Raw genomic sequence first — 23,630 nt, forward strand, 5'->3', positions numbered from 1 at the left:
TCCTTACGCCAATTTAGCTATCATTTTATCCTTAAAATTAATAATTGCTGACACTCAAATCTATATGTGCAAGCAGCCAATAACCGATACGCAAAAACCAAGCAATGAATCCTAGCATCTATCCATTACTTGGCTTTACTATGCGGTATGATAAAGCATAACGGTGGATGCCGTGTAATATCATGTTATCACATCCGGCATGAACATTGCACTCTGTTTATCATAACAATTGGCTAGATAATTATACTTTTTCCCATCAAATATTTGTCCACTTCTCTAGCTGCCAGCTTTCCTTCCTGGAAAGCCCAAACAACCAGACTCTGGCCTCTGCGCATGTCGCCAGCGGCAAAAACTCTGTCAACATTCGTCTCAAAAAACGCATATTCCGCTTTGACATTGCTGCGAGCATCCCGCTCCAGCTTAAGCTCTGTGGGGATATTGTCTTCAGGCCCTAAAAAGCCCATGGCCAGCAGAATCAGGTCCGCTTCCCATACCTTTTCACTTCCGGGAGTCACCTGTGGAACCATTCTGCCGGCAGCATCTTTGACCCAGGTAAGGTTGACTGTATGAACTTCCTTGACCTCACCGTTCTCATTGCCCACAATCTTTGTGGTGGAAATGCAATAATTCCTCGGATCCTTGCCATAAAGACAGATTGCTTCTTCCTGTCCGTAATCCACTTTCAGTTTTTTCGGCCATTCCGGCCAGGGGTTCTCAGCCTCAATACGATGGGCAGGTGGCTCAGGCAGAATTTCAAACTGAAAAACACTTTTGCAGCCATGCCGGATTGCCGTGGCCACACAGTCCGTCCCGGTATCCCCGCCGCCAATGATGATGACATTCTTACCCTTGGCACTAATAAAACTCTCATCCTTTAAGTTGGAATTCAATAAACTTTTGGTGGTCGCTTTTAGGAAGTCTACGGCATAATAAACCCCTTTCAGATCTTTGCCTTCCACATCCAGCCCCCGGGGCTTGGTAGCTCCTGTGCACAGCACAACGGCATCATAGTTGTCTACGAGCTCTTGGGCCTTCATATATTTGCCGACTTCGGTATTCAGAACAAATTCTATCCCGGATGCCTTCAGTACATCAAGCCGTCTTTCAATAAATCGTTTATCAAGCTTCATGTTGGGGATCCCGTACATCAAAAGTCCCCCAGCCCGGTCATCCCGCTCATACACCGTGACCTCATGGCCGACGGCATTCAGATAATAGGCCGCAGACAGTCCGGACGGGCCCGAACCGACAACAGCGACTTTCTTGCCGGTGGCTTTGGCCTTCTTAGGATTTACCCATCCTTCGGCAAACGCTTTCTCGATAATCTCATATTCAATGCTGTTAATAGTCACAGCGTCCATGATATAGCCTTCGGTACAAGCCCCTTCACAAGGTGCAGGGCAAACCCTTGAGGTGAATTCCGGGAACGGCGTCGTTCTGGTCAGCCGCTTGTATGCTTCCCGCCACTGTCCCTTATAGACGAGCTCATTCCATTCTGGAATCAAATTGTGCAGCGGGCAACCTGAAGCGGCGCCGTTCAAGAGCACACCGCCGTGGCAGAAAGGTACACCGCAGTCCATACAGCGTGCGCCCTGCGTTCGGACAATCTCAGGATCCTGGGGAATCTTGACTTCATTGTAGTCTTTGATCCGCTCTTCAGGCTTTCTTTTCTTCGGATCGATTCTGTTATACTCTAAAAATCCTGTTGCTTTTCCCATGATCAGACCTTCCCTTCAAAGGCAGCCGTCAGGGCTTCTTCACCGCTTAAGCCAGCCTTGTGAGCTCTCTCGATATTTTCCATCATCTTTTTATAATCTTTGGGTATGATCTTCGTAAATCTTGGCGCGTAATCCGCCCAAACATCCAGTACTTTCCGGCCTAGGGGGCTTCCCGTGTGCGCTACATGTTTACGGATCATTTCCCTGATTTCTTTCAGTTCCTTTTCCGAAGCAATTTTTTCCATAAGAATCAGGGACTTGTTGCAGTATATTTCCTCAAAATCAAGGATATAGGCAACACCGCCGGACATACCCGCAGCAAAGTTCCGTCCTGTCTTACCCAGGATCACAACTTTTCCTCCGGTCATATATTCACAGCCATGGTCGCCGACACCTTCAACAACCGCATTGACGCCGCTGTTTCGGACACAGAATCTTTCGCCGGCGATTCCGTTGATATAGGCTTCACCCGAAGTTGCGCCGTAGAAGGCGACATTGCCGATCAGGATATTTTTCGCTGGTTCAAAATCCGAAGTTTTTGGCGGATAGACCATAATTTTACCACCCGAAAGGCCTTTGCCGATATAGTCATTAGCATCACCCTCAAGTTCCAAGGACATGCCCTTGGGTGCAAATGCACCAAAGCTTTGACCGGCAGAACCTACAAAGGTCAGCTTAATGGTATCCTCAGGAAGCCCCTCTTCCCCGAAACGCTTGGTTATTTCACTGCCGACAATGGTTCCAACCACACGGTCCACATTGTTGATCTTCAGTTTGGCCCGGATTGATTTTTTGTGTTCCAGGGCCGGCTTGCACATTCTTAAAAGCTTGCGCATATCCAAGGATTCTTCCAGTCCATGGTTTTGCTGCTGTGACTTAAATCTGCCGACATCTGCACCGGCGTAGGGTTGATACAGAACCTGGGAAAGATCAACCTGGGCTGCTTTCCAATTCTTAATATTTTCTTTGTGTTTGAGCCTGTCTGTACGTCCAACCATTTCATTAATGGTCCTGAAGCCAAGTTTCGCCATGATCTCCCGCATTTCCTGTGCAATAAACAACATGAAATTCTCAACATGCTCAGGTTTGCCGGCAAAATTCTTGCGAAGTTCTTCATTCTGGGTTGCAATACCTACCGGACAGGTGTTCAGGTTGCAGACGCGCATCATCACACAGCCCATGGAAATGAGTGGGGTGGTGGCAAATCCATATTCCTCAGCGCCTAGGAGCGCAGCGATGACAACATCTCTGCCTGACAGAAGCTTACCGTCTGTTTCCAGGACGACCCTGTCCCTCAAGCGGTTAAGCACAAGGGTCTGATGGGTTTCGGCAAGGCCCAATTCCCACGGCAATCCTGTATTCTTAATGCTTGTTCGCGGTGAAGCACCTGTACCGCCATCATAGCCACTGATCAGAATAACATCGGCCTTGCCCTTGGCCACACCGGCCGCAATCGTACCGACACCCACTTCAGAAACAAGCTTAACATTGATTCGAGCATCACGGTTGGCATTTTTAAGGTCATGGATCAGTTCCGCTAAATCTTCGATCGAATAGATATCATGGTGCGGTGGGGGTGAGATTAGTTCGACTCCTGGTGTCGAGTGTCTGACTTTGGCAATCGCCGGAAAAACCTTCCGGCCTGGAAGTTGCCCACCTTCTCCAGGCTTGGCTCCTTGTGCCATTTTGATCTGTATTTCTGAGGCATTTACCAAGAAGCTGCTGGTAACACCGAAGCGACCTGAAGCAACCTGCTTGATGGCACTGATCAGACTGTCGCCATTAGGCAACTTTTTGAATCTTTCAGGATCCTCGCCGCCTTCACCACTGTTACTTTTGCCGCCCAAACGGTTCATGGCAATCGCCATACATTCGTGGGCTTCCTTACTAATCGAGCCATAGGACATCGCCCCGGTCTTAAATCTTTTGACGATGGACTCGACCGGTTCAACTTCTTCGATTGGAATCGTATCTCCGGCGCTTATTTTGAAATCCAGCAGCTGCCTGAGTGTGTAAATCTCCTCGTCATTAATTTTTCTGGAGTAATCTTTAAAAAGATTGTAATTGCCTTCCCGGCAGGCGCGCTGAAGCAGGTAGATTGTTTCCGGGTTGTAGAGATGAATCTCCCCGCTATCTTTACACTGGTAGAAACCGCCGATTTCCAGTGTGTCTGTGTAAAGTGCATTCTCATCAAAAGCGCTTTCATGCCGCATTTGATTTTCCGTTGTAATTTCTTCCAGCCCGATTCCTTCCAAGCGGGATGGCGTCTGCGTAAAGTAGCGGTCAATCAGATCTCTTTTCAGTCCGACAGCTTCAAATATCTGGGCACCATGGTAGCTGCGCATCGTCGAAATACCCATTTTCGTAAGCACCTTTAAGATGCCTTTGATCGAGGCTTTAATATAGTTCTTTTTGGCCTCCTGATAACTTAGGCCATTCGTCATTCCTTTGGCCGCTAGGTCTCTGATCGTTTCGTAAGCAATATAGGGGTTGATCGCGGTAACACCGTACCCGATCAAGGCACAGAAATGGTGTACCTCCCTGGCTTCTCCGGTCTCCAGAACAATACCCACACTGGTCCGGATTTCACGGCGTATCAAATGGTGATGCAGCCCCGAAGATGCCAGAAGAGCGGGGATAGCAGCAAATTCTTTATTAACGCCCCTATCCGAAAGAACAAGAATATTTGTGCCATCAGCAATTGCTTTATCTGCTTCCCGGGATATTTTGTCTAAAGCTCTTTCCATTGCTCTAAGCCCGCCAGTCGCCTTGTAAAGAATGGAAATCCTGGCTGTCTTGAACTTCCCGTTATTTAATTTCATAATGGTATCCAACTGGGTATTGGTGAGGATCGGTGATTCCAGATACACTGCGGAACTATGCGTCCGGTCAGGATCCAGAAGGTTTCCCGCATTCCCCAGGAGCATTGTGCCGGAGGTAATAATTTCCTCACGGATGCCATCAATTGGGGGATTCGTCACTTGGGCAAAAAGCTGCTTGAAATAATGGTACAGCATTTGAGGTTTGTCTGAAAGTACCGCCAGCGGTGAGTCCATGCCCATCGATCCGACGGGGTCGATGCCATCGGTTGCCATCGGCAGAATCATTTTATGAATATCCTCATGGGTATAGCCAAATGCTTTCTGCTGGGAGATAATATCCTCCAGTATCGGTGCTTCCAACTCGTCGTCAGCAGGGAGATCACTTAAATAGACAATATGCTTCTTATTCCACTCTTCATACGGATGCATCATGGAAACACTCTTTTTGATTTCCTCATCAGAGATGATCCTTTGTGCTTCCGTATCGATCAGGAGCATTTTACCCGGTTCTAGACGGCCTTTATACTTAACATTTTCAGGTTTGATGTCGAGAACCCCCACCTCAGAGGCCAGGATGACTTTATCATCTTTCGTGACATAATAACGCGATGGTCTGAGTCCGTTCCTGTCCAGTACGCCACCGATAACTGTTCCGTCCGTAAAGCCCATGGCAGCCGGTCCGTCCCAGGGCTCCATAATAAAATTGTTAAACTCATAAAAGTCCTTTTTTTCTTTGGACATCAGATCATTCTTTTCCCATGGCTCAGGAATCATCATCATGACAGCATGAGGAAGCGATCTGCCGGTAAGATGGATAAACTCAAGACTGTTGTCAAACATGGCCGAATCGCTGCCTGACTCGTCAACAATCGGATATACCTTGGAAATATCATCAAACAACGGTGAATCAATGCATTTCTGTCTGGCCTTCATCCAGTTCACGTTACCTCTGATGGTATTGATTTCCCCGTTATGGACAATATACCGGTTCGGGTGCGCTCGCTCCCAGCTCGGAAAGGTATTGGTGCTAAACCTGGAATGAACCATAGCCAGTGCTGAAACAAAGTCAAGGTCGGAAAGATCCAGATAAAAGTTTCTGAGCTGTTCGGCTGTAAGCATACCTTTATAGACAATGGTTTTGCTGGAAAGGCTGGCAACATAGAAGGAGCCGCCCTTGTCTTCACACATTGGGATGATCAGTTTTTCTGCTCTTTTTCGAATGACATAGAGCTTTCTTTCAAAATCCATATCATCGGTCAGATCAGGGCTTCTTCCGATAAAAACCTGTATAAACCGAGGCATAACAGCTTTGGCACTATGGCCGACCGTCGATTTGTCGATCGGGACTTCCCGCCACCCAAGAATCTTCTGTCCTTCCTCACGAACAATCTTTTCAAAAGAGTCCATCTGGGTAATCCGAAAATCTTCATATTTGTGCGCAAAAATCATTCCTACACCATATTTGCCCTTTTCCGGCAAATTAAAGCCGAGAACATCACATTCCCGTTTAAAGAAGTCATGGGGTATTTGCACCAGAATACCAGCGCCGTCACCCGTATTCTCATCCGCACCACTGGCGCCTCTGTGGTTTAAGTTTTCCAGAACGGTTAAAGCTTCCTCGACAATGTCGTGCGATTTTTCACCTTTGATATTCACGACAAATCCCATACCGCAGGCATCATGCTCAAAGGCCGGATCGTAAAGACCCTGTTTTTTTGGCAATTGATTGTATTTCATATTACACACCCTTTGTTGGAGTTTACATCGATAGTTTCTTTACGATTTTACCAAAAATTCATCAACAACATAACTGTTTTAACTAAAAAATATTGTATTCATTTTAACTTTCTTTGTATTTTTTAGTTTTCTGTATAATTTTAATGCCAATGTTTAAATATTTAAATTTAATATTATAAATTCATTATTTTGCATCACTAATATCTTATAATGAATACAGTATATTGTTTGTTTTGTTATGTTCAAACGCAAATTAATATTGTAGAATACGGTTATTGATAAAAAAACATTATTTTTTCTGGAGGGTAAAAAATATGTCTTATGTCCAACAAGTCATGGAACAGGCTATCAAAAGAAGCCCGAACGAGCCCGAGTTCCACCAGGCACTCAAGGAAGTGCTGGAATCTTTGGAACCGGTAATTGCCAAACATCCCGAATATGAAAAAGCCGGTATCCTCGAGCGGCTCGTCGAGCCCGAACGCGTGATCATGTTCAGAGTTCCCTGGGTCGATGACAAAGGAAATGTTCAGGTTAACCGTGGTTTCCGTGTTCAATTCAACAGCGCTATCGGTCCTTACAAAGGCGGCCTGCGTTTACACCCGTCTGTTAACCTTGGCATCATCAAATTTCTAGGTTTTGAGCAGATCTTCAAAAACTCCCTGACCGGACTTCCGATCGGCGGCGGCAAGGGCGGCAGCGACTTCGATCCCAAAGGCAAATCCGATAACGAAATCATGAAATTCTGCCAGAGCTTCATGACCGAACTTTGCAAACATATTGGTGCAGACACTGATGTTCCTGCCGGTGATATCGGTGTTGGCGGCAGAGAAATCGGTTACATGTTCGGCCAGTATAAGAGAGTCAGAAATCTCTTTGAAGGCGTACTTACTGGAAAAGGCCTGACTTATGGCGGAAGCTTAGTTCGTACCGAAGCAACCGGCTATGGTCTGGTTTATCTGATGGACGAAGCAATTAAAGACATCGGCAAATCCTTTAAAGGTGCTACCGTTGTTATCTCCGGTTCAGGCAACGTTTCGATTTATGCAGCCGAAAAAGCCATGCAGCTGGGTGCCAATGTTGTTGCCCTGAGCGATTCCAACGGCTACATCTACGACAAAAACGGTATTGACCTGAAGACCGTTAAGCAGCTCAAAGAAATTGAAAGAAGAAGAATCAAAGATTATCTGGAATTCCACCCGAAAGCCGAATACAAAGAAGGCTTCGAAGGCATCTGGACCATTCCTTGTGATATCGCTCTTCCCTGCGCTACGCAGAACGAATTGAACGAAGAATCCGCCAAGGCTCTGGTTGCCAATAAATGCTTTGCTGTCGGTGAAGGTGCGAATATGCCTTCTACTCCGGAAGCAGTCAAAGTATTCCATGCCAATAAAATCATCTTTGCTCCTGGTAAAGCTGCCAATGCCGGCGGTGTTGCAACCTCCGCTCTGGAAATGTCCCAGAATAGCATGCGTTATTCCTGGACTTTCGAAGAAGTTGACGCCAAACTTAAAGACATCATGGTCAACATCTATCGCAATGCCAGCTCAGCTGCCAAAGAATACGGCTGTGAAGGCAACCTGGTCGTCGGTGCTAACATTGCCGGCTTCCTGAAAGTCGCTAACACCATGCTGGCTCACGGCGTAATCTAAGCTGGAGCTGCCTAACGATTTGTGATACCCATAATATAGTCTTGATACTATTGAAATTAAAAAGACCTCTTGGGGACTGAGATGTTCAAAACAACTCGCACCCAAGAGGCTTTTTAATTAATATAAATTCTTTTTAAAACAGTCTATAAGTCTATAATTTAGTCCACAAATGTAAGTTTTCTATCTCCCAGAATAAAAAAACATACAGACTTGCTCAAATAACTATTTGCTCTCAACCATCACCCTCGGCACTCTCTTGGAAATACCGCACAGGATCTCATAGCTAATCGTTCCGCATTGTTCAGCAATCCGATCTGCGGAAATAAACAGGTCACCGTTTCTGCCGAGCAGAACGGCTTCATCCCCTTCTTGGATCTCTTCAATTTCTGTTACATCAACCATGATCTGATCCATGCATATTTTGCCGATGATCCTGGCTTTCTTTCCCTTCAGCAAGACCTCACCGCCGTTGGACAGAGAACGGCGCAGACCATCGCCGTAACCGATCGGCAGCGTTGCGACTTTTATGGGCCTGTCGGCAATAAACGTCCTTCCATAGCCAACACTCTCGCCCTTTTCGATGGTCTTCAGCTGGGAAATGCGGGTCTTTAAAGACATGACCGGTTCAAAGCCGGCTTCCTGTCCGGCGTGGTCCATCGGTAAAAGTCCGTACAATATGATTCCTGGACGGCAAAGTTCGTAATGACTTTCGGGAATTTGCATGATTGCAGCAGAGTTTGCGGCATGACGGATCGAAATTTTTATTCCTGCCGCGCATAACTTTTCATATAAGTCATCAAAGATCTTCAGCTGCTGCTTCGCATAAGACAAATCAGTGCTGTCGGCCGTGGCCAGATGGGTATAAATCCCCTCCAGATAAAGGCCAGGAAGCTTTGCAATTTTTTGAATATTTTCGAGTGCATTTTCGCGGAACCCTGTCCTACCCATTCCCGTATCCACTTTGATATGGAGTCTCGCTGTTTTATTCAGCTTCAACGCTGCCGCTGAAAGCGCTTCAGCCTGTTCGATCTGAAATATTTCGGGTATGATCTCTTCTTTGACCAGTATTTCTGAATACTTCGACAATGTAGGCCCAATAACCATAAGGGCAATATCCGGGAATTCCCTTCTGAGCTCCAAAGCTTCTTCCAGGATAGCAACCCCGAATCTGGTAATCCCTTCTTCCTTTAGAGTCCGAACAACCTCCACTGCACCGTGTCCGTAGGCATCTGCCTTGACTATGGGCATTATTTCACTGCCGGCGTACTGCTGTATCCTTTTTAAATTGCGTCTTAAAGCCCCCAAATCAACTTCTGCCCAAACCGGACGAAAAATATTCATTCTAAAAATCTCCTAACTGCTCTATCTCTTTTCTGACCCTTGGGAGGCAATCAGCTACCTCCGAAGCTGTGAAACCTGATAAACCAAACTGATCTTTTAAAACATCTCCGGCCTTGCCGTGAAGATAAACCCCCATGCAAGCTGCACCTAACGGAGGGACACCCTGGGCAATCCAGGACATAATACTTCCGGTCAGCACATCCCCTGTGCCGCCTGTGCCAAGTCCTGCATTACCCGTCGGATTCAAAAAAACTCTGCCGTCCGGCGAAGCAACGACCGAACCTGCGCCTTTCAAAACAACAATGGCACCCCATTCCAGGGCTTTGGCCAGCGCTATCTTCAAGCGGTTTTCCTGAACCTCGTCAATTGAACAGCCGCATATGCGAGCCATTTCCCCAGGATGAGGCGTCAGAATAAGATTGCCTCTTCCTTTCCTTAAGCTGAGTACATCCGGTTCCCGGGAAATCAGATTCAACGCGTCTGCATCCAGAACTACCGGTACATCGGTCTCTATCAGTATATTTTTTATGACATTAAGAAATGACTCCGTCTGCCTGAGTCCGGGACCTACTGCACAAGCGTCAGCTCCTTGTAACCGCTCCTGAATGACCGACCAGGCATTGACGCTTAACATTTCATAATCCTTTGCTGGCCAGACCGTAGCTTCAATGACTCCCAAATCTACCGTCTCAGCAATCGCTTCAGGGGTAACGATCTGAAGAAGCCCTGCCCCGCAGCGCAGAGCTGACTTTCCTGCCAGGATGACAGCCCCGCTCATTCCAAGCGATCCCCCAATCAGAACCGCCCGGCCATGCGTACCTTTATGGCCCAGTATGTGTCTTGCTGGAATCAAAGGCCGGATGACTTCATCCGTCAATAGATAGGCAAAGATTTTTTCTTCGCCTATCACTTTTTCGGGAATTGAAATTTGGTCAATGACCAGCCTTCCTGTATAGATTAATCCTTCTCCGAGAAAATGTCCAAGCTTTGGCAAGCCAAAGGTAACTGTCACATCTCCCTGGACTGCAATCGTATGTACTTTCCCCGTATCTGCTTCCAGACCGCTGGGAATATCGACACAAACCACCGGCAGATCGGCTTTGTTTAAGTCTTCAATGAAACCTGCCAGGGATTCCGGAATTTCTCCTTTAAAGCCTATTCCATACAACGCATCAACAGCAACCTGAGACTGCATCAGGGCAAGCTTGAATAGACGAAGCTGTTTTTCGTCTTCGACAGGAATGATCTTTTCTCCCATCTTCTGAAACAACTCATAATTCAGTTTGGCATCCCCTTGAAGCTCAGCAGGATTTCCGAAAAGAAAAACGGTCACTTCCATCCCTAATACACAGAGATGCCTGGCCACTGCCAGACCGTCACCGCCATTATTGCCTTTTCCGGCAAGAATAACTGCTCTCAAACCGCGAAGCGACTTTTTTTCATCCTTCAGCAGAATAATCTTTATTTCCCTTACTACTGCCAACGCTGCATTCTCCATAAGAATTGACCCGGGGATTCCAAAATAATTGATTGCGTTGGAATCAATGCTGCGCATTTGTCCGGCACTTACAATACGCATTTTTTTCTATCCTCCTCGGAAAAAACTTTTCCTACTTAATTTTATAATGAACACTGCCAAGTACCATGTCAACCCTAAAATGCCCGCCCGTTACTGTCACCGTTCGTTGCTGTCTAATATTTTGGATACCAACGATATCTATTCCAGAATAACAGATGCTATAGCCGTATCTTTACTGTGAGAGAGGCTTATTCGGACTCTCTCTGCTCCTCTCGACCGCGCTGCAGCCTGTGCCCTTTCACTCAAATATACGATTGGTTCTCCCGCTTCATTCCGCAGGATCTCAATATCATGCCAGCTTAGACCGCTGAGCCCCGTCCCCAGTGCTTTAAGTACCGCTTCTTTGCCTGCAAACCTGGCAGCCAGAGAAGATATATGTTTTTTTGATAGTTCAGCCAGCTCCCTGTCGGTAAACAGTCTGGCAACCAGTTTTGAATGTCTCCGGCAGGCCTGTTCAAATCTGGCTATTTCAACAATATCTATACCTGGATACAAATGAAGTTCCCCGTTTCTTCGTAAAATCAAATACCATTTCTGGCCCTGGTACTAGACATAGGGTCCTGAATCCAGGGTTCGGCAGAAGGCTGCTGCGGACTGGTCTGTTTGTATGGAAGCCTCATTTCTACAGTCGTCCCCTCACCTATTTTGCTTTCAATGTTTAATCCGTATTCTGAACCATATAAACCCTTCAGGCGGGCATGGACATTGGCGAGCCCTACACCGTTGCCTGAGCCTACACCGGGCAGCAGGACATCTTTCAGCCGATCCTCTTCAATCCCCATTCCGTTATCAATGACTTCTACAAAAAGTTCGCTTTTACCATCTTCCAGCCCGAGTTCCCTGACCCGAATCGTTACAACACCATTCAGCATGATCATGGGGGTAATCCCATGTTTGACCGCATTTTCAACTAGAGGCTGAATACTCAGTCTTGGCACCTCGGCAGCCATCAGTTCCTTGGGAATTTCCAGCTTAATCTTCAGCTTTTTCCCAAAACGAGCTTTTTCCAGCACAAAATAATTATTAACGAATTCCATCTCTTCCCGAAGAGAAATGAGTGCACCTTTAGATTTTAAAGACTTACGGAAAAATTCGGCCAGATGGATCAGAAGTCTTCTGGCCCGGTTCGGGTTGGTTCGGCTGGTGGCAATAATTGTATTCAGAACATTAAAAAAGAAATGCGGATTGATCTGAGCCTGAAGAGCATCGAGTCTGGCTTCCATCGTCAGATTGGTCTGATGGTCCAGTTCAGCTACTTCCACCTGAAGGCTTAAAATCTGGCCCATGCCAAGTGCAAGCCTGATCAGGTCAGGAGAAATCTTTCCGCCCTTCGTTTCATAGAGCTTAAATGTTCCGACAACATTTCCTTTGCAGGAAAGCGGAACAATGACTGCCGCAGCCAAAGGACAGTCACACGTGTCCGACATCGGGCAGTTTAACTCTTCCTGCGTCTGAACAACTTTATATTTTGCAGTCTGTATGACTTCTCTAGTCGCTGCCGTCAGAATCTTATCACCGGGATGGTGCCTGTCGCAGCCTGCCCCAAGATAGGCGAGCTGTTTCTCACAATCGGTGATCGAGACTGCGGCCACCTGAGCAATCCCCTGAATGATTTTGGCAATGGCTTCGGCGTTTTGTTTATTCAGACCGCCGCGCAGGTAAGGAAGTGTTTCGTTAGCGATCTTTACACTCAGGTCTGCCCTGCTTAACGTATGCAGCGGTACGGCCTTTTTCTCTAAATTTTTTATATACCAGAATAAATATCCGGCATCAATCACCATAAAAGCGGCCAACAGAAAAGTATTCTGCAAATAAAGACCCAGAGCGATTTCAAGGGCGATGACCGGAACAAGGATTACATTCATATTTTTCATCGTCACACCTCCCTAAGAAATTATTTCAATAAGCTCCGGACTTTTTTATTGCCATTCTCCGAGCTGACTACGAGAAGAATATCTCCTTCTTCGAGCAGGAAGTCGGCTTCAGGAGAAAAATTCTCATTGCCGTTTCTGACAACCCCTACGACTGTTGCTCCAGTTTCTTCTCTGACTTTAAGCTCTCTCAGGGAACAGCCGATTGCGGATGATTCCGGCTGGATTTTAAGTTCTTCAACGTCATTCCAGCGAGAGATATATCGGTCGGCATAGGTCGAAACTTTCTGAAGCAGCACATCGATTTGCCCGTCAATTTCCTTTCTCTGCTCCATCAGGCTTTTCAACTCGTCAATAAAGGCTTGAACCTCATTTTTTTGGTCAAAAGACTTTAAAAATTTTTCGGCCTCTATCCTGGAGTTCACAATGATGCCAATACCCGGTTTTACTCTGACGACTCCTTCATTTTGCAGAATAGCAATTGCCCGACGGATCGTCTCCGGAGAAACATTGAATCTTCCTGCCAGGGTCGACCTTCCGTGGATTTTATCCCCTTCACGGAACTCGCCGAGAACGACGGCATGCGCGATCTCATTCGCGATTTCCTGATATTTGGCCTGCTCCAAGATATGATCCCTTTCTTTCTTTGCTGATTTCAGATACCTAGTACCATGTCAATCAATCCGTATCTTCTCATGCACGTATCAAATTTTTGCCTTTTACGTAATTCTACCCTAGGGAGTTGGGGAAGACAATCTTTTCTATAAAAAAAGACCATTTCCAGGCAATATTGGAGCAGCGCCATACCCTCAAATCTTTTCATTATTTGACGTGATCGGACATTTTAACCCTCTTGACTCCCGACAACTTACAATGCTATGATTGGTTGGCAGTATAATTTTTAGCGTTGCTATTTTGTATGATATGGAGGTTTTTTCTGTAATTAGCATTTGAAAGGGGGGCTAAATATGGCAATCGAGCTATATAGACCGCATCGTGATTATCACTATTTTTCTATTAAACGTGCCGAAGAATTAAAGCAGCGGATCGAACCCTATCTGCAAAAAGCTAATCAGATACCTGCCGGACTGAATCTGACAGATTTATATTCTGCCCAGAAGGAAAGGATCCTCCAATACTTCGGGGCAACCCAGGAAATTTGGGATGACTGGCGTTGGCAAATGAGCCACAGGATCACGGATGTCAACACGCTGGATTCTCTTTTTCCGTTAACTGATGCTCAAAAAAATGAGATCTCAACAGTCGGCCGGATATACCGCTGGGCTGTATCACCGTATTACCTCAGTTTAATGGATTTTAGCAACCCTGAAGACCCCATCCTTCTGCAGGGAATACCCAAAATAGAAGAGCTGTTTGATAAAAGCGGAGAAGAAGATCCAATGGGAGAAGCCTTAACCTCTCCCGCTCCTTGTATCACCAGACGCTATCCGGACCGCTTGATCATTAATGTTACCAACATGTGCGGCATGTACTGCCGTCACTGCCAACGCCGGCGCAATATCGGCGAAACAGACGGACACAAGGAAAAAGAAGACCTGAAAGTCGCGCTGGATTATATCCGTGAGAACCCAGAAATCCGGGATGTGCTGATCACAGGCGGGGATGCGTTTCTTTTAAGTGACCAGACCATCGAATGGCTGCTTGCTGAACTTCATAGTATTCCGCATGTTGAAATCAAACGCCTTGGAACCAGGGTCCCTGTAACCCTGCCAATGCGGATTACCGATGAACTTCTAGCCATACTTGCCAAATATCCGCCAATCTATATCAATACTCAATTTAATCATCCGAAAGAAGTAACCCTGGAAGCCAAAAAGGCTGCAGATAGGCTTGTTTCAGCCGGTGTTGTGCTTGGGAATCAGGCCGTACTGCTCAAAGGCATCAATACAGACCCCGATGTCATGAAGAAAATGAATCAGGAATTACTGAAAATCCGTGTCCGTCCCTACTATATCTTTCACGCCAAAAACGTCAAAGGCACCCGGCATTTTATTCCGTCCATTCAGGAAGGTCTAGCCGTGATGGAAGCGCTCAGAGGCTTCACCTCCGGTCTGGCCGTTCCAACCTATATTATCAATGCACCAAAAGGAGGCGGCAAAACCCCGCTTCTCCCCCAATATCTTCTTTCCCTCGATGAACACCGGGCTGTTTTGAAGACGTGGGAAGGGAAAATTGTTTATTATGAGAATCATTACGCTGATGAAGGCTAAGTTTGATTGCATGCCTTAGTCATATAGAAGTCAGTAAAATCACTCTCTCAAGTAAAATCCCGTTAACCGCATTTACCAGGTTAACGGGATTTTGGCGTTATAATGAATTCCTTGAAAGCTTCCTCTTCGTTCCATCTCTTGGTCGATGCCGTTTAAGACCTCCCATTTACGTCGGGTCCACATTGGGGCAATGACATCATTGAGAGGTCCGTCGCCCATAAGTCTGTGGATGATCATATTGGGAGGAAGAATCTCCAGGATATTGGCTACGAGATCTATATATTGTTCCATTGAAAGCAGTTGAAGACTCCCCTGGCTGTAGAGATCCGCAAGCGGAGTCCCTCTTAAAATATGAAGCGAATGAATCTTTATACCCTGTATCGGGATTTGACTGATCACCTGTGCTGTCCTGAACATTTCCTCCCGGGTTTCACAGGGAAGCCCCATGATGATATGGGTACAGACCTGGATATTCCTTTGTCTGAGCTTATTCACACCCTCCAGGAAACAGTCAAAATCATGTCCCCTGTTCAGCCAGTCCAGTGTTTTGTTATGAACAGACTGCACACCCAGTTCTACCCATAGATAGGTCTGTTTATTCAGGTCTTCCAGAACATCAAGGATCGCTTCGTTCAGACAGTCCGGTCTGGTCGAAACGGATATGCCGACGACATCTTCCAGCGCTAACGCTTCCTGGTACAAATTTTCCAGATAATCTTCAGGACCATACGTCGCAGAAAACGATTGAAAATAAGCAATATATTTCGCTTTTGGCCATTTTTTCAAAGTCCTCTCCCGAACCTGGTTAAACTGTTCGCGAATGGACAGCCCTCTTTGCCCTGCAAAATCTCCGGAACCTTTTTCACTGCAAAATATACAGCCTCCATCACTTATCGTCCCATCCCGGTTCGGGCAGCTGAGACCTGCATCCAAAGATACTTTGATGACTTTTTCACCAAAAAATCCGCGGAAATGTTCATTTAATGTATAATAGCGTTTGTTCATGTTCAACCCCGGTTTCAACGTGCAATATCGTATCTCTTTTGCTAGGTCATGTGTTAAATAAGTCTCTGCATCATAGACTTGTCTTGTGTCATAGATACTTCTTTGTCTTTTCCTGTATCCTATTATAGCTTTAGTTGGTCTGAAACAAAACAACAATGGCGAAGAAACCTGTAATTTCTCCATATAAAGCCAGAAACCGGAATCAAATGTATTTCCAGCCTAGCGGTGGCATACATCTGGATTCCGGTCTCATTATCTTCATAAGATTACATCTGCATATCATACTTTAGGTCTGCACTTATACCGCAATCTTGTTGCTTCTATAAATTATAGATCGAATTTGCTGTTAATCCTTCAAAATCGGGATAAGCACTTTCTCCGTGTTGGGTTGTATCAAGACCGCTGACCTGTTCAGCGTCTGTAGCTGTGAGCGGAGTGATTGCTCCGATGACTTTCAGTAGGATAAACGTTACCAGACCTGCGTATATATACGTTGCCAGTACTGCGATGAGCTGTATGCCGACTTGATGGAACTCACCAGAGTAGAACAGGCCGTCTTTACCGAGAGGGTTAACTGCGGTTGTGCAGAAGATGCCTGTCGCCAGAGCTCCCCAGGTTCCGCCGATTCCGTGGATGCCAAAGGCATCCAGCGCGTCGTCATAACCAAGCTTATCTTTAAGGATTGCAACTGCAAAGTAGCATAATCCGCCGGCTACAAGGCCAATTACCATTGCGGAGGCATTTGTTACATAGGCACAAGCAGGTGTTATGGCTACCAGTCCGGCAACAGCTCCGGAAATTGCACCCAGGACAGTGGGCTTTCCACGGTGCAGTTTTTCTGCAACGACCCAGCCCAAAAGCCCTAAGGCAGCTGCAATAAATGTGGTCACAAAAGCGATTACTGCAATTCCGTCAGCCGCCAGTTCACTGCCTGCATTAAAGCCAAACCAGCCAAACCATAGCAGGGTTCCGCCCAGAATCACGTAAGGAATATTATGCGGAATAGTCGGATCTGTAGACTTATTGATGCGTTTTCCGATCACAAGTGCTGCGATCAGACCGGAGAAACCTGAACTGATATGAACGACAGTACCGCCGGCAAAATCAAGTGCACCTAAATTTCCAAGCCAGCCGCCCCCCCATACCCAGTGCGCGATCGGAACGTACACCAGTAAACTCCAGAAACTCATCAACAAAACAAATGCGGGAAAACGCAAGCGTTCGGCTGTTGCCCCAGTCATCAAGGCCGGTGTCAGGATCGCGAACATCATCTGAAAAACCATAAAAAGCAGATGCGGAATCGTAGCGCCTTCAGTTCGCGGCTCCAGCCCTACGCCATTCAACATCAGATGGTCGAGCCCGCCAATGACTGAACCGATATCCGGTCCAAAAGCAAGCGAATAACCTAAAACTACCCAGATAAGTGTTACAACACCCATTGCTATAATACTTTGCATCATCATGGATAAAACATGACGTTTTTTAACCAGTCCTCCGTAAAAAAAGGCCAGACCGGGTGTCATTAACATAACAAGTGCGGTGGAAATAATCATAAACCCAATATCCCCAGTTGTGTAATTCATTTTCTTCTCCTCCTTAGTTTCTTGATGTTTCTTAGGTTTTATAGATAGTCTGATACAAGTCTTTAGCCACGCGCCGATTGACTAATAAAAAAAGCCTCAAAAAAGTATTGCACTTTTTTGAGGCCCCGTTGCCTGATTGACTTGCGTATAACAAACGATCTATCTGTACTATATTACCCGGTAAACAATCTGTAAAGAGGTTTTTCGTTTAAATAATGTATACATTCCTGTATACATTATTTAATATTACGCATATCCGGTTAATCCTAAACCTGTCATTGGTCATAAGAGTCCAACTCCCCAAATTTCTTGACCGCATCGGCATTTCCCTTCTGTGGTTTTAACGGTGACCTGCATGTCTCTGGTAATAACCTCCTGACCGCATTGCGGACAATAGGTTGTGTTGCCTCCTGCCATATTTCCAAGGTACACATACGGTAGGCAATCTTTGGCCAACCCCCATAGTTTCTTCAGCTTCTTTTCATCTGTTGCCGGTATTTTGCTTTTATGCATTGGATGATATTTGCTCAAATGCCACGCCAGCGGAACATTTAAGCCGGACAGCCATTTGGCCAGCGCCTTAATTTCCTGCGGATTGTCATTCAAGCTGGGGATAATAAGCGTTGTGATCTCGGTATGAACATTTGATACCAGCGTTTCAACTGTTTTTAGCACCCACTCCAGTTTCCCACCGGTGTATTTCTCGTAGAATTCAGGGGTAAACCCTTTGATATCAATATTGACCGCATCGATGTAAGGGATTAGATATTCGAGGTATTTCTGTTCGATAATCCCATTGGATACCAGAACGACCTTTCCTCCCCGTTCTTTGACCAGCGGAGCTGTCTCCATGATCATTTCGTACCAGACCAGAGGCTCCGTATACGTAAAGCAAATTCCGACGGACTGGTCTTCCCCGGCCATTTCTGTCAGCCGCTTCGGGGAAATCCGGCGTCCCTGCTCATATTTCTGAGAGATCTCATGGTTCTGGCAGAAGAAGCAGTGCAGGTTGCAGCCATAGCTGCCGACTGAGAATATCCAGCTTCCCGGATAGAAATGATAAAGCGGTTTCTTCTCCACAGGATCAAGATGGAACGCAGCGACTTCAGCGAAAGTCAGCGGTATGATTTCACCGTTCCGACACCCTCTGACCTTACAGAATCCTGACTGGCCTTCTTTGAGTTTGCAGTGATGCGGACATAGGGGACATTCAGAAAATCCTGCCATATGCTTCATCCCTCTTTCCTGTTATTCAAAAAAACGTTCGACTTCAAAACGCCAGAGCTCGACTTCCTCCCCCGGATCAATACCAGCTTTCTGTTTGGCTATTCCGACCTGTTCTTCAACCGTATCAATCCCTTCGAGATGCGGCAGCAACAGCCCGACCTTTCCACCCCGGCGTACGACTACCCCGTAACGCTGAGGATCCAGTTCTTCAGGCCCAGTAATCTTCTCCGTGTCTCCAAGAACATCGACAGATACAGATATTAAGGGCAGTTCTTCCGGTTGGACCGGCCAAAAGCGCGGATCCTGGGTACCTGCTGCTATGGCGTTATGTCTAATCTCTGAAGCTAGGTCTTCTCTTACCGGTTGGATCGTGCCAATGCAACCCCGCAAAGTCCCATCCTTTTTAAGGGAAACAAAGCAGCCTTTCTTTTCTTTCAGTAGAGTGTCTCCAGGAATATTTAACCTGTCAAAAGGCTGGGATGTAAGATAGTAAGTCAGGCATTCCCTGGCATAACCCGCAATCGGTGAAGAACGAAATATCTCAGCAATGAGATAACCTACACCAAACGGTCCTTCATAGGAGAGAACCTTAATCGCGCCTTCTCTCGCCCCGAGTGCAAACAGCAGGGAATGATAGCCGCACTGACCTGCTTCATCCAAAAGACTAGCGGGAATCCCCCTGAGCAGTGTTGTATCTCTTTTCAATCCTTTGACTATAAGCTGGTCCAGTTTGGGGCCTGAAGGGTGGAATCCATAAGGTCCGTCTTCTTTGAGCCGGTGGGAAAGGTCACCGCTTGCAATCAAGGCGCAGCGTTCAGCTGCATCATTTAAAATTTGGCCAACTTTTTTTCCGTAATGTTCCGGACGGCTCATCGGCATGCTTAAGATAACAATCTTCCCGGACCATCCGGCTTGATGGAGGAAGTAAAGCGGAATGAGTGAACCATGATCAAGCTCTGCCCGGACAGGAATAGCATCAGGAATCTTTTCCCTGATGGTCTCCGCGAGTTGCTGATCTGTTTCAAAGCTTAAGCTAACCTGTCCTGCCCCAAAACGGCTGAAACTCCCGGAGAGAGAGTCACCGTCTAAGATTACCAAACCCTGCTCGGCCAGCTGCGCATGAGGAGATACAATCAGAACCGTCTGCGTATTCATCCTGATGACTTGCTGAACAAGCGTCCTATAAGCCTCTGCTGTTTGCTGACAACCCTTTTCTTCACCATGCCCGACCTCAGGCACAAGAATCGGAGGATGAGGAACAAATCCTACATAGACAAGACTCATAGCAATACCTCCTTAGTTTCTGGTATATTGAGAATTAAAAATTCATTTTATCCTATGATTAATTTTTTTATATATTTTCTTTTTATATGCACATTTATCCTGCCAGTGCATCTGTTTGGATTAGATTAATCTGCTTTCTACTGCTATTTCTACCAGCTTAATAATTATGACGCGATTCGCAGTGCTGGTTAGACTTCCTCGTCCTTTGGTCCCCAAATCGCATTGATGTTTTTTCTTAGAACCAGCAGGGCTGCCGTTTCAGCCAGTGCTGACTCTTTCCTCTGGAGTTCCTTCTTAACCTGCTTTAACTCTTTTTCTATTTCTTTTTCCCGACGTTGTGAAGTGGCTAGTTCCTGAGCCACACCGCCATTAGCCTGCATACAGTTGCCCTGCCAAGACTTGACCTGCTCAACAGGCAAACCTTTCTTACGACAGGTATTCTGCTTTTTCGATCTCACTAGAGTGGATGTCTCAACCACGATGAGAAATTTGTCGCGTGTGCTCTATTGCTCAATTCGCCGTTCACCAGAAGGCGCTGCAAATCCCTTCCCTCGTATTTCCCTCCGCCACAACTTCAAAGTCCCCTCTGGAACGCCTATCTTCTGCTGAATCAGACTAAGAGACTGGTCGTTTGGCGGTAACATCTTCGCAATAATAGAACTTTTTAACTCTTTTGGATATCTCATGTCGTTTTCCCTCCTGTGTTCCTTCAGGGATACTTTTCATAAGTCTCTACGTCAACTATCGTAACACAGGAGGATAATCTTAAAAGATAGGATAGATTAACTTGCCAAATTGATTTTTAGCAAATAGTCTATTGTTTTTTTTCGTAAATACGATGCCAGTAAAAAATTGATGTCCATAAACTCTTCGGGGAGTTGACCGTTTTGTCGGCTTTCGTTAATTCGCTTTTCAAGATATTTGATTTCATCCGGAGTAAGATTTATCTCTTCTTTCTCAATAACAGAATTTATCATAAGTTCCCAGAGAATCCTTCTGGATGCCTCTTCCTTACATTCGGCCAGCAATTGGTCTGCGGTTATTTTTCTATGGATCAAATATTCCATAAGTTCCATATCATCAACTATTTTGAGTTCTTCAGTAAATTTCTTATATAAATCTTCAGCAGCTGAATCCAATTCTTCTTCATCAAATTCATACTTACATTGTTTAACTAAAGCTTGAAAAATCAAGAGAATATTTGCCTCCCGTTCCTTCCCCTCTTTTTCGTGAGTGATTTTTAGGGCAAGCATATTTTTTAAGTCTTTCAGGTTTTTTAGATCAGGTTCAACTTTCCTAATTAATTCTTCAGTCAATTCTGGTTTCTTCACCACAAAAACGCTCTTAATCTTAACGGTAAATGTAAACTCGCTTCCCCACCAACGCTGAAATTCTAAGGCATCGGGCTGAATAACACTCTCAAAGGTCACTGTGTCGCCCATTTTCTTCCCTAGGAGATTTGCACTAACTTCTCGAAATACACCTTCACTGCCGACTATTAATTTTGTATCGATGTTTCTTATAACCGGTACTGTTGCATCCTTTTCATAACCGTCAATATCCACGATTACATAATCGTTTGTTTTAATAGGCTCATTTCTTTTTTCTTCTTCAATTTCATCAAAAGAGCCTATGATATAATCTAAGGCTTGCTGAATCTCCTCTTCTTGGACTGTTGTATCAAAACGCTTGACATTTAGACCCTTATATTGTCCAAGTTCGAACTGTTTCATTATCACGATTCCTCCCTCGTTATGTCTATTTGATACGCTACTTTCTCAGGAAAATTTCAACGGTCAGCCCTCAGGATTCCTACTGACTGAAGCATTACAACAAAATGGGCGACTGCGAAAATAAGGATCAAGAGTGTGAAGACCAGGTCTCTTGTTCTTCCTTTTTTTTGCGTTTCAATCGATCTACTCTCTGTTTCCATATTCTTACCTCCTCATTTCGCCAACGGTTAAGCAAATTGTAAATAAATCCTACCGGACAGAAGAATTTACAATAAAAACGGCTAATAAATAAGCTCATAAACAAGAAGATCGGTAACATCAACCACATTAACCATACCGATTTGAACAGGAAGAGCGCGCCAAAAGGCTGGTAATCCAATGTCCCATAGTCACCCAGTAATGTGCCCAGCAGAAGTGCAACCCATAAAATGGTCGGAGCTACCAGCCTGAGTATTTTAATAGTCTTCTGGGAAATATTCAGAGATTTGAACCCTGCAGCCTTGTTAAGAATCTCCTGTACTGCTCCAAAAGGACAAATCCAAGCGCAATACAGATTTTTTCCCAAAAGGATAATAAATCCGAGAGACCCGGCCATAAGCACATACCATTTCAGGTTAGTTATCCTGGGAATCTGCAACGTAATTGCTGAAAGAAGCAAGCTGCCTGTCACAAACTGATTAACGAGAAAACCAAGCACCACGACACTAACCAGCAGGAATGCCAGACGTATTTTTACGAGCTTCTTGATAAAGGCTGAGGCAAACGCAATTAAAAACATCGCAATCATGGCCATATCCTTCCAGCTAAGCTGGAATAAATCGTAAGGGTTGGCCCATTGGGTGTTAAAAAATTGCCCTGATAAATAAGAATTCCCTTTGTTCACAGCCTCAGCCACAGCATGTGACGACACTGTTGAACCTGTTACCCGGTCAATATAATTATTTGTTTTTATACTACCCAGATATCCCGAATATCCATATGCTCCTCCCAAATAAATAGGCTCCTTGATTGCAAGACCTTGAAAGCCGTCAAAATACTTTTGGTCTGTGAGCCTTTCAAAAAAAACCGGAGTCTCTCCCTGTTTAGTAATAATAACTTTCTCTATAAGGCCCTTTTCGTTGACGATAGTCATAGCCTCAACTTTGGATTGATATCCTATAGCCGAATCACATACTGCATAGAAACGTCCCTGTGCCGTATCGATTTTATAGGCATGCTGATTCCCCATCATTTTTTCTATGGATATAACGCCGAGAACATTTTTTTGGATGATTCCCTTGTAATCAACCGATTGAGGAGCCCAGAACACACCATATAAAATAGCTATTATGGCAGTGAGAAGTAAAGAAAATTGATAATAGTATTCCCATCCTCTTCTATTTTCCAACTCTGCTTTATTTTTCTTTGTTTTCACAGCTTATGAACCTCTTAAAAAATTATGAAGATTATAGAGCTGAGCCAGTAAGTATCTGAAGAGACACTTACTGGCCTCATTAATCCTATGGCTTGATGCTCTAATTGCTAAGCAGAAATAGTATCCGAACTTTCTCTGATTTTTTTTGCCGGATGGTTAGCCAGCCTGTAAGTAATAATCGCAGGAATAAGTGCCGTGCCTCCGAAGAAGATAAATCCCATGCCAATAGCTTGGTATTCACGCTCCGAAAAGCTGGAATATCCCCAGGCCAAAGCAAATATAAAGAAAAAGTTGGCGAGGAACCCGCAGATTTGAAGAGGTATGGTATCTTTGCCCTTCCCTTTCAGATACCGCCAGATCCCGTATTGGATAAGCAATGCAGTCATACCCAGTGCCATCCAAATCAGCACATCATATATATTCATAATACCTTTCA

The 23,630-nt window shown here is 45.4% G+C and carries 17 protein-coding genes; 2 read left to right on the top strand and 15 right to left on the bottom strand.

Translation table 11 applies throughout. The features are described from left to right. Positions 1–233: 233 nt before the first annotated feature. Together DEHRE_RS11490 and gltB are read right to left on the bottom strand one after the other, a co-directional pair. Complete coding sequence (locus DEHRE_RS11490; protein WP_019225257.1) at positions 234–1,718, bottom strand: glutamate synthase subunit beta; 1,485 nt, start codon at positions 1,716–1,718, stop codon at positions 234–236. Between the two features lie 2 nt (positions 1,719–1,720). Then, on the bottom strand, positions 1,721–6,277 hold the full coding sequence (gene gltB / locus DEHRE_RS11495; RefSeq protein ID WP_025206066.1) for a glutamate synthase large subunit: 4,557 nt from the start codon (positions 6,275–6,277) through the stop codon (positions 1,721–1,723). Positions 6,278–6,591: 314 nt separating this feature from the next. On the opposite strand from gltB, the gene gdhA reads away from it, so the two are divergent. After that, entirely contained in the window at positions 6,592–7,926 is a 1,335-nt protein-coding gene (gene gdhA / locus DEHRE_RS11500) for an NADP-specific glutamate dehydrogenase (RefSeq protein WP_025206067.1), read from the top strand. Between the two features lie 222 nt (positions 7,927–8,148). Here gdhA and alr read toward each other — a convergent pair whose 3' ends face one another. From alr to DEHRE_RS11525, 5 genes are all read right to left on the bottom strand, one after another. Then, entirely contained in the window at positions 8,149–9,267 is a 1,119-nt protein-coding gene (gene alr, locus DEHRE_RS11505; protein ID WP_025206068.1) for an alanine racemase, read from the bottom strand. A gap of 1 nt (position 9,268) precedes the next feature. Next, a complete protein-coding gene (locus tag DEHRE_RS11510) occupies positions 9,269–10,846 on the bottom strand; it encodes a bifunctional ADP-dependent NAD(P)H-hydrate dehydratase/NAD(P)H-hydrate epimerase (protein ID WP_025206069.1) in 1,578 nt (525 codons plus the stop codon). Positions 10,847–10,984: 138 nt separating this feature from the next. Beyond that, a complete protein-coding gene (locus tag DEHRE_RS11515) occupies positions 10,985–11,341 on the bottom strand; it encodes a holo-ACP synthase (RefSeq protein WP_019225252.1) in 357 nt (118 codons plus the stop codon). 26 nt (positions 11,342–11,367) lie between these two features. After that, positions 11,368–12,720, bottom strand: a complete 1,353-nt coding sequence (locus DEHRE_RS11520; protein ID WP_019225251.1) for a sensor histidine kinase — start codon at positions 12,718–12,720, stop codon at positions 11,368–11,370. A gap of 20 nt (positions 12,721–12,740) precedes the next feature. Next, entirely contained in the window at positions 12,741–13,343 is a 603-nt protein-coding gene (locus DEHRE_RS11525; protein ID WP_015043712.1) for a GntR family transcriptional regulator, read from the bottom strand. A gap of 342 nt (positions 13,344–13,685) precedes the next feature. On the opposite strand from DEHRE_RS11525, the gene eam reads away from it, so the two are divergent. Further along, positions 13,686–14,948, top strand: coding sequence for a glutamate 2,3-aminomutase (gene eam / locus DEHRE_RS11530; protein ID WP_019225250.1), 1,263 nt, complete (start codon positions 13,686–13,688; stop codon positions 14,946–14,948). A 72-nt stretch (positions 14,949–15,020) separates the two neighbouring features. On the opposite strand, the gene mnmL is transcribed toward eam, so the two are convergent. From mnmL to DEHRE_RS11570, 8 genes are all read right to left on the bottom strand, one after another. After that, positions 15,021–15,953: a tRNA modification radical SAM protein MnmL/YtqA gene (gene mnmL, locus DEHRE_RS11535; protein ID WP_015043714.1), complete on the bottom strand. Its 933-nt coding sequence runs from the start codon at positions 15,951–15,953 to the stop codon at positions 15,021–15,023. Positions 15,954–16,273: 320 nt separating this feature from the next. After that, the gene (locus DEHRE_RS11540; RefSeq protein ID WP_015043715.1) at positions 16,274–17,536 is read right to left on the bottom strand and encodes an ammonium transporter; all 1,263 of its coding nucleotides are present in this window, start codon (positions 17,534–17,536) and stop codon (positions 16,274–16,276) included. 282 nt (positions 17,537–17,818) lie between these two features. Next, positions 17,819–18,763 (bottom strand): AmmeMemoRadiSam system radical SAM enzyme, encoded by a 945-nt coding sequence (gene amrS, locus DEHRE_RS11545; RefSeq protein ID WP_019225249.1) that lies wholly within the window; start codon positions 18,761–18,763, stop codon positions 17,819–17,821. Between the two features lie 21 nt (positions 18,764–18,784). Beyond that, a complete protein-coding gene (gene amrA / locus DEHRE_RS11550; protein WP_025206071.1) occupies positions 18,785–20,047 on the bottom strand; it encodes an AmmeMemoRadiSam system protein A in 1,263 nt (420 codons plus the stop codon). A 188-nt stretch (positions 20,048–20,235) separates the two neighbouring features. Continuing rightward, complete coding sequence (locus tag DEHRE_RS14475) at positions 20,236–20,505, bottom strand: transposase (RefSeq protein ID WP_141690620.1); 270 nt, start codon at positions 20,503–20,505, stop codon at positions 20,236–20,238. Positions 20,506–20,829: 324 nt separating this feature from the next. Continuing rightward, the gene (locus DEHRE_RS11560; protein WP_025206072.1) at positions 20,830–21,780 is read right to left on the bottom strand and encodes a trigger factor; all 951 of its coding nucleotides are present in this window, start codon (positions 21,778–21,780) and stop codon (positions 20,830–20,832) included. 127 nt (positions 21,781–21,907) lie between these two features. After that, complete coding sequence (locus DEHRE_RS11565; protein ID WP_015043728.1) at positions 21,908–23,194, bottom strand: 4Fe-4S binding protein; 1,287 nt, start codon at positions 23,192–23,194, stop codon at positions 21,908–21,910. Between the two features lie 107 nt (positions 23,195–23,301). Beyond that, the gene (locus tag DEHRE_RS11570) at positions 23,302–23,619 is read right to left on the bottom strand and encodes a hypothetical protein (protein ID WP_025206073.1); all 318 of its coding nucleotides are present in this window, start codon (positions 23,617–23,619) and stop codon (positions 23,302–23,304) included. Between the last annotated feature and the right edge of the window lie 11 nt (positions 23,620–23,630).

Source organism: Dehalobacter restrictus DSM 9455 (genome assembly GCF_000512895.1).
In the GTDB taxonomy this organism is placed as follows: domain Bacteria; phylum Bacillota; class Desulfitobacteriia; order Desulfitobacteriales; family Syntrophobotulaceae; genus Dehalobacter; species Dehalobacter restrictus.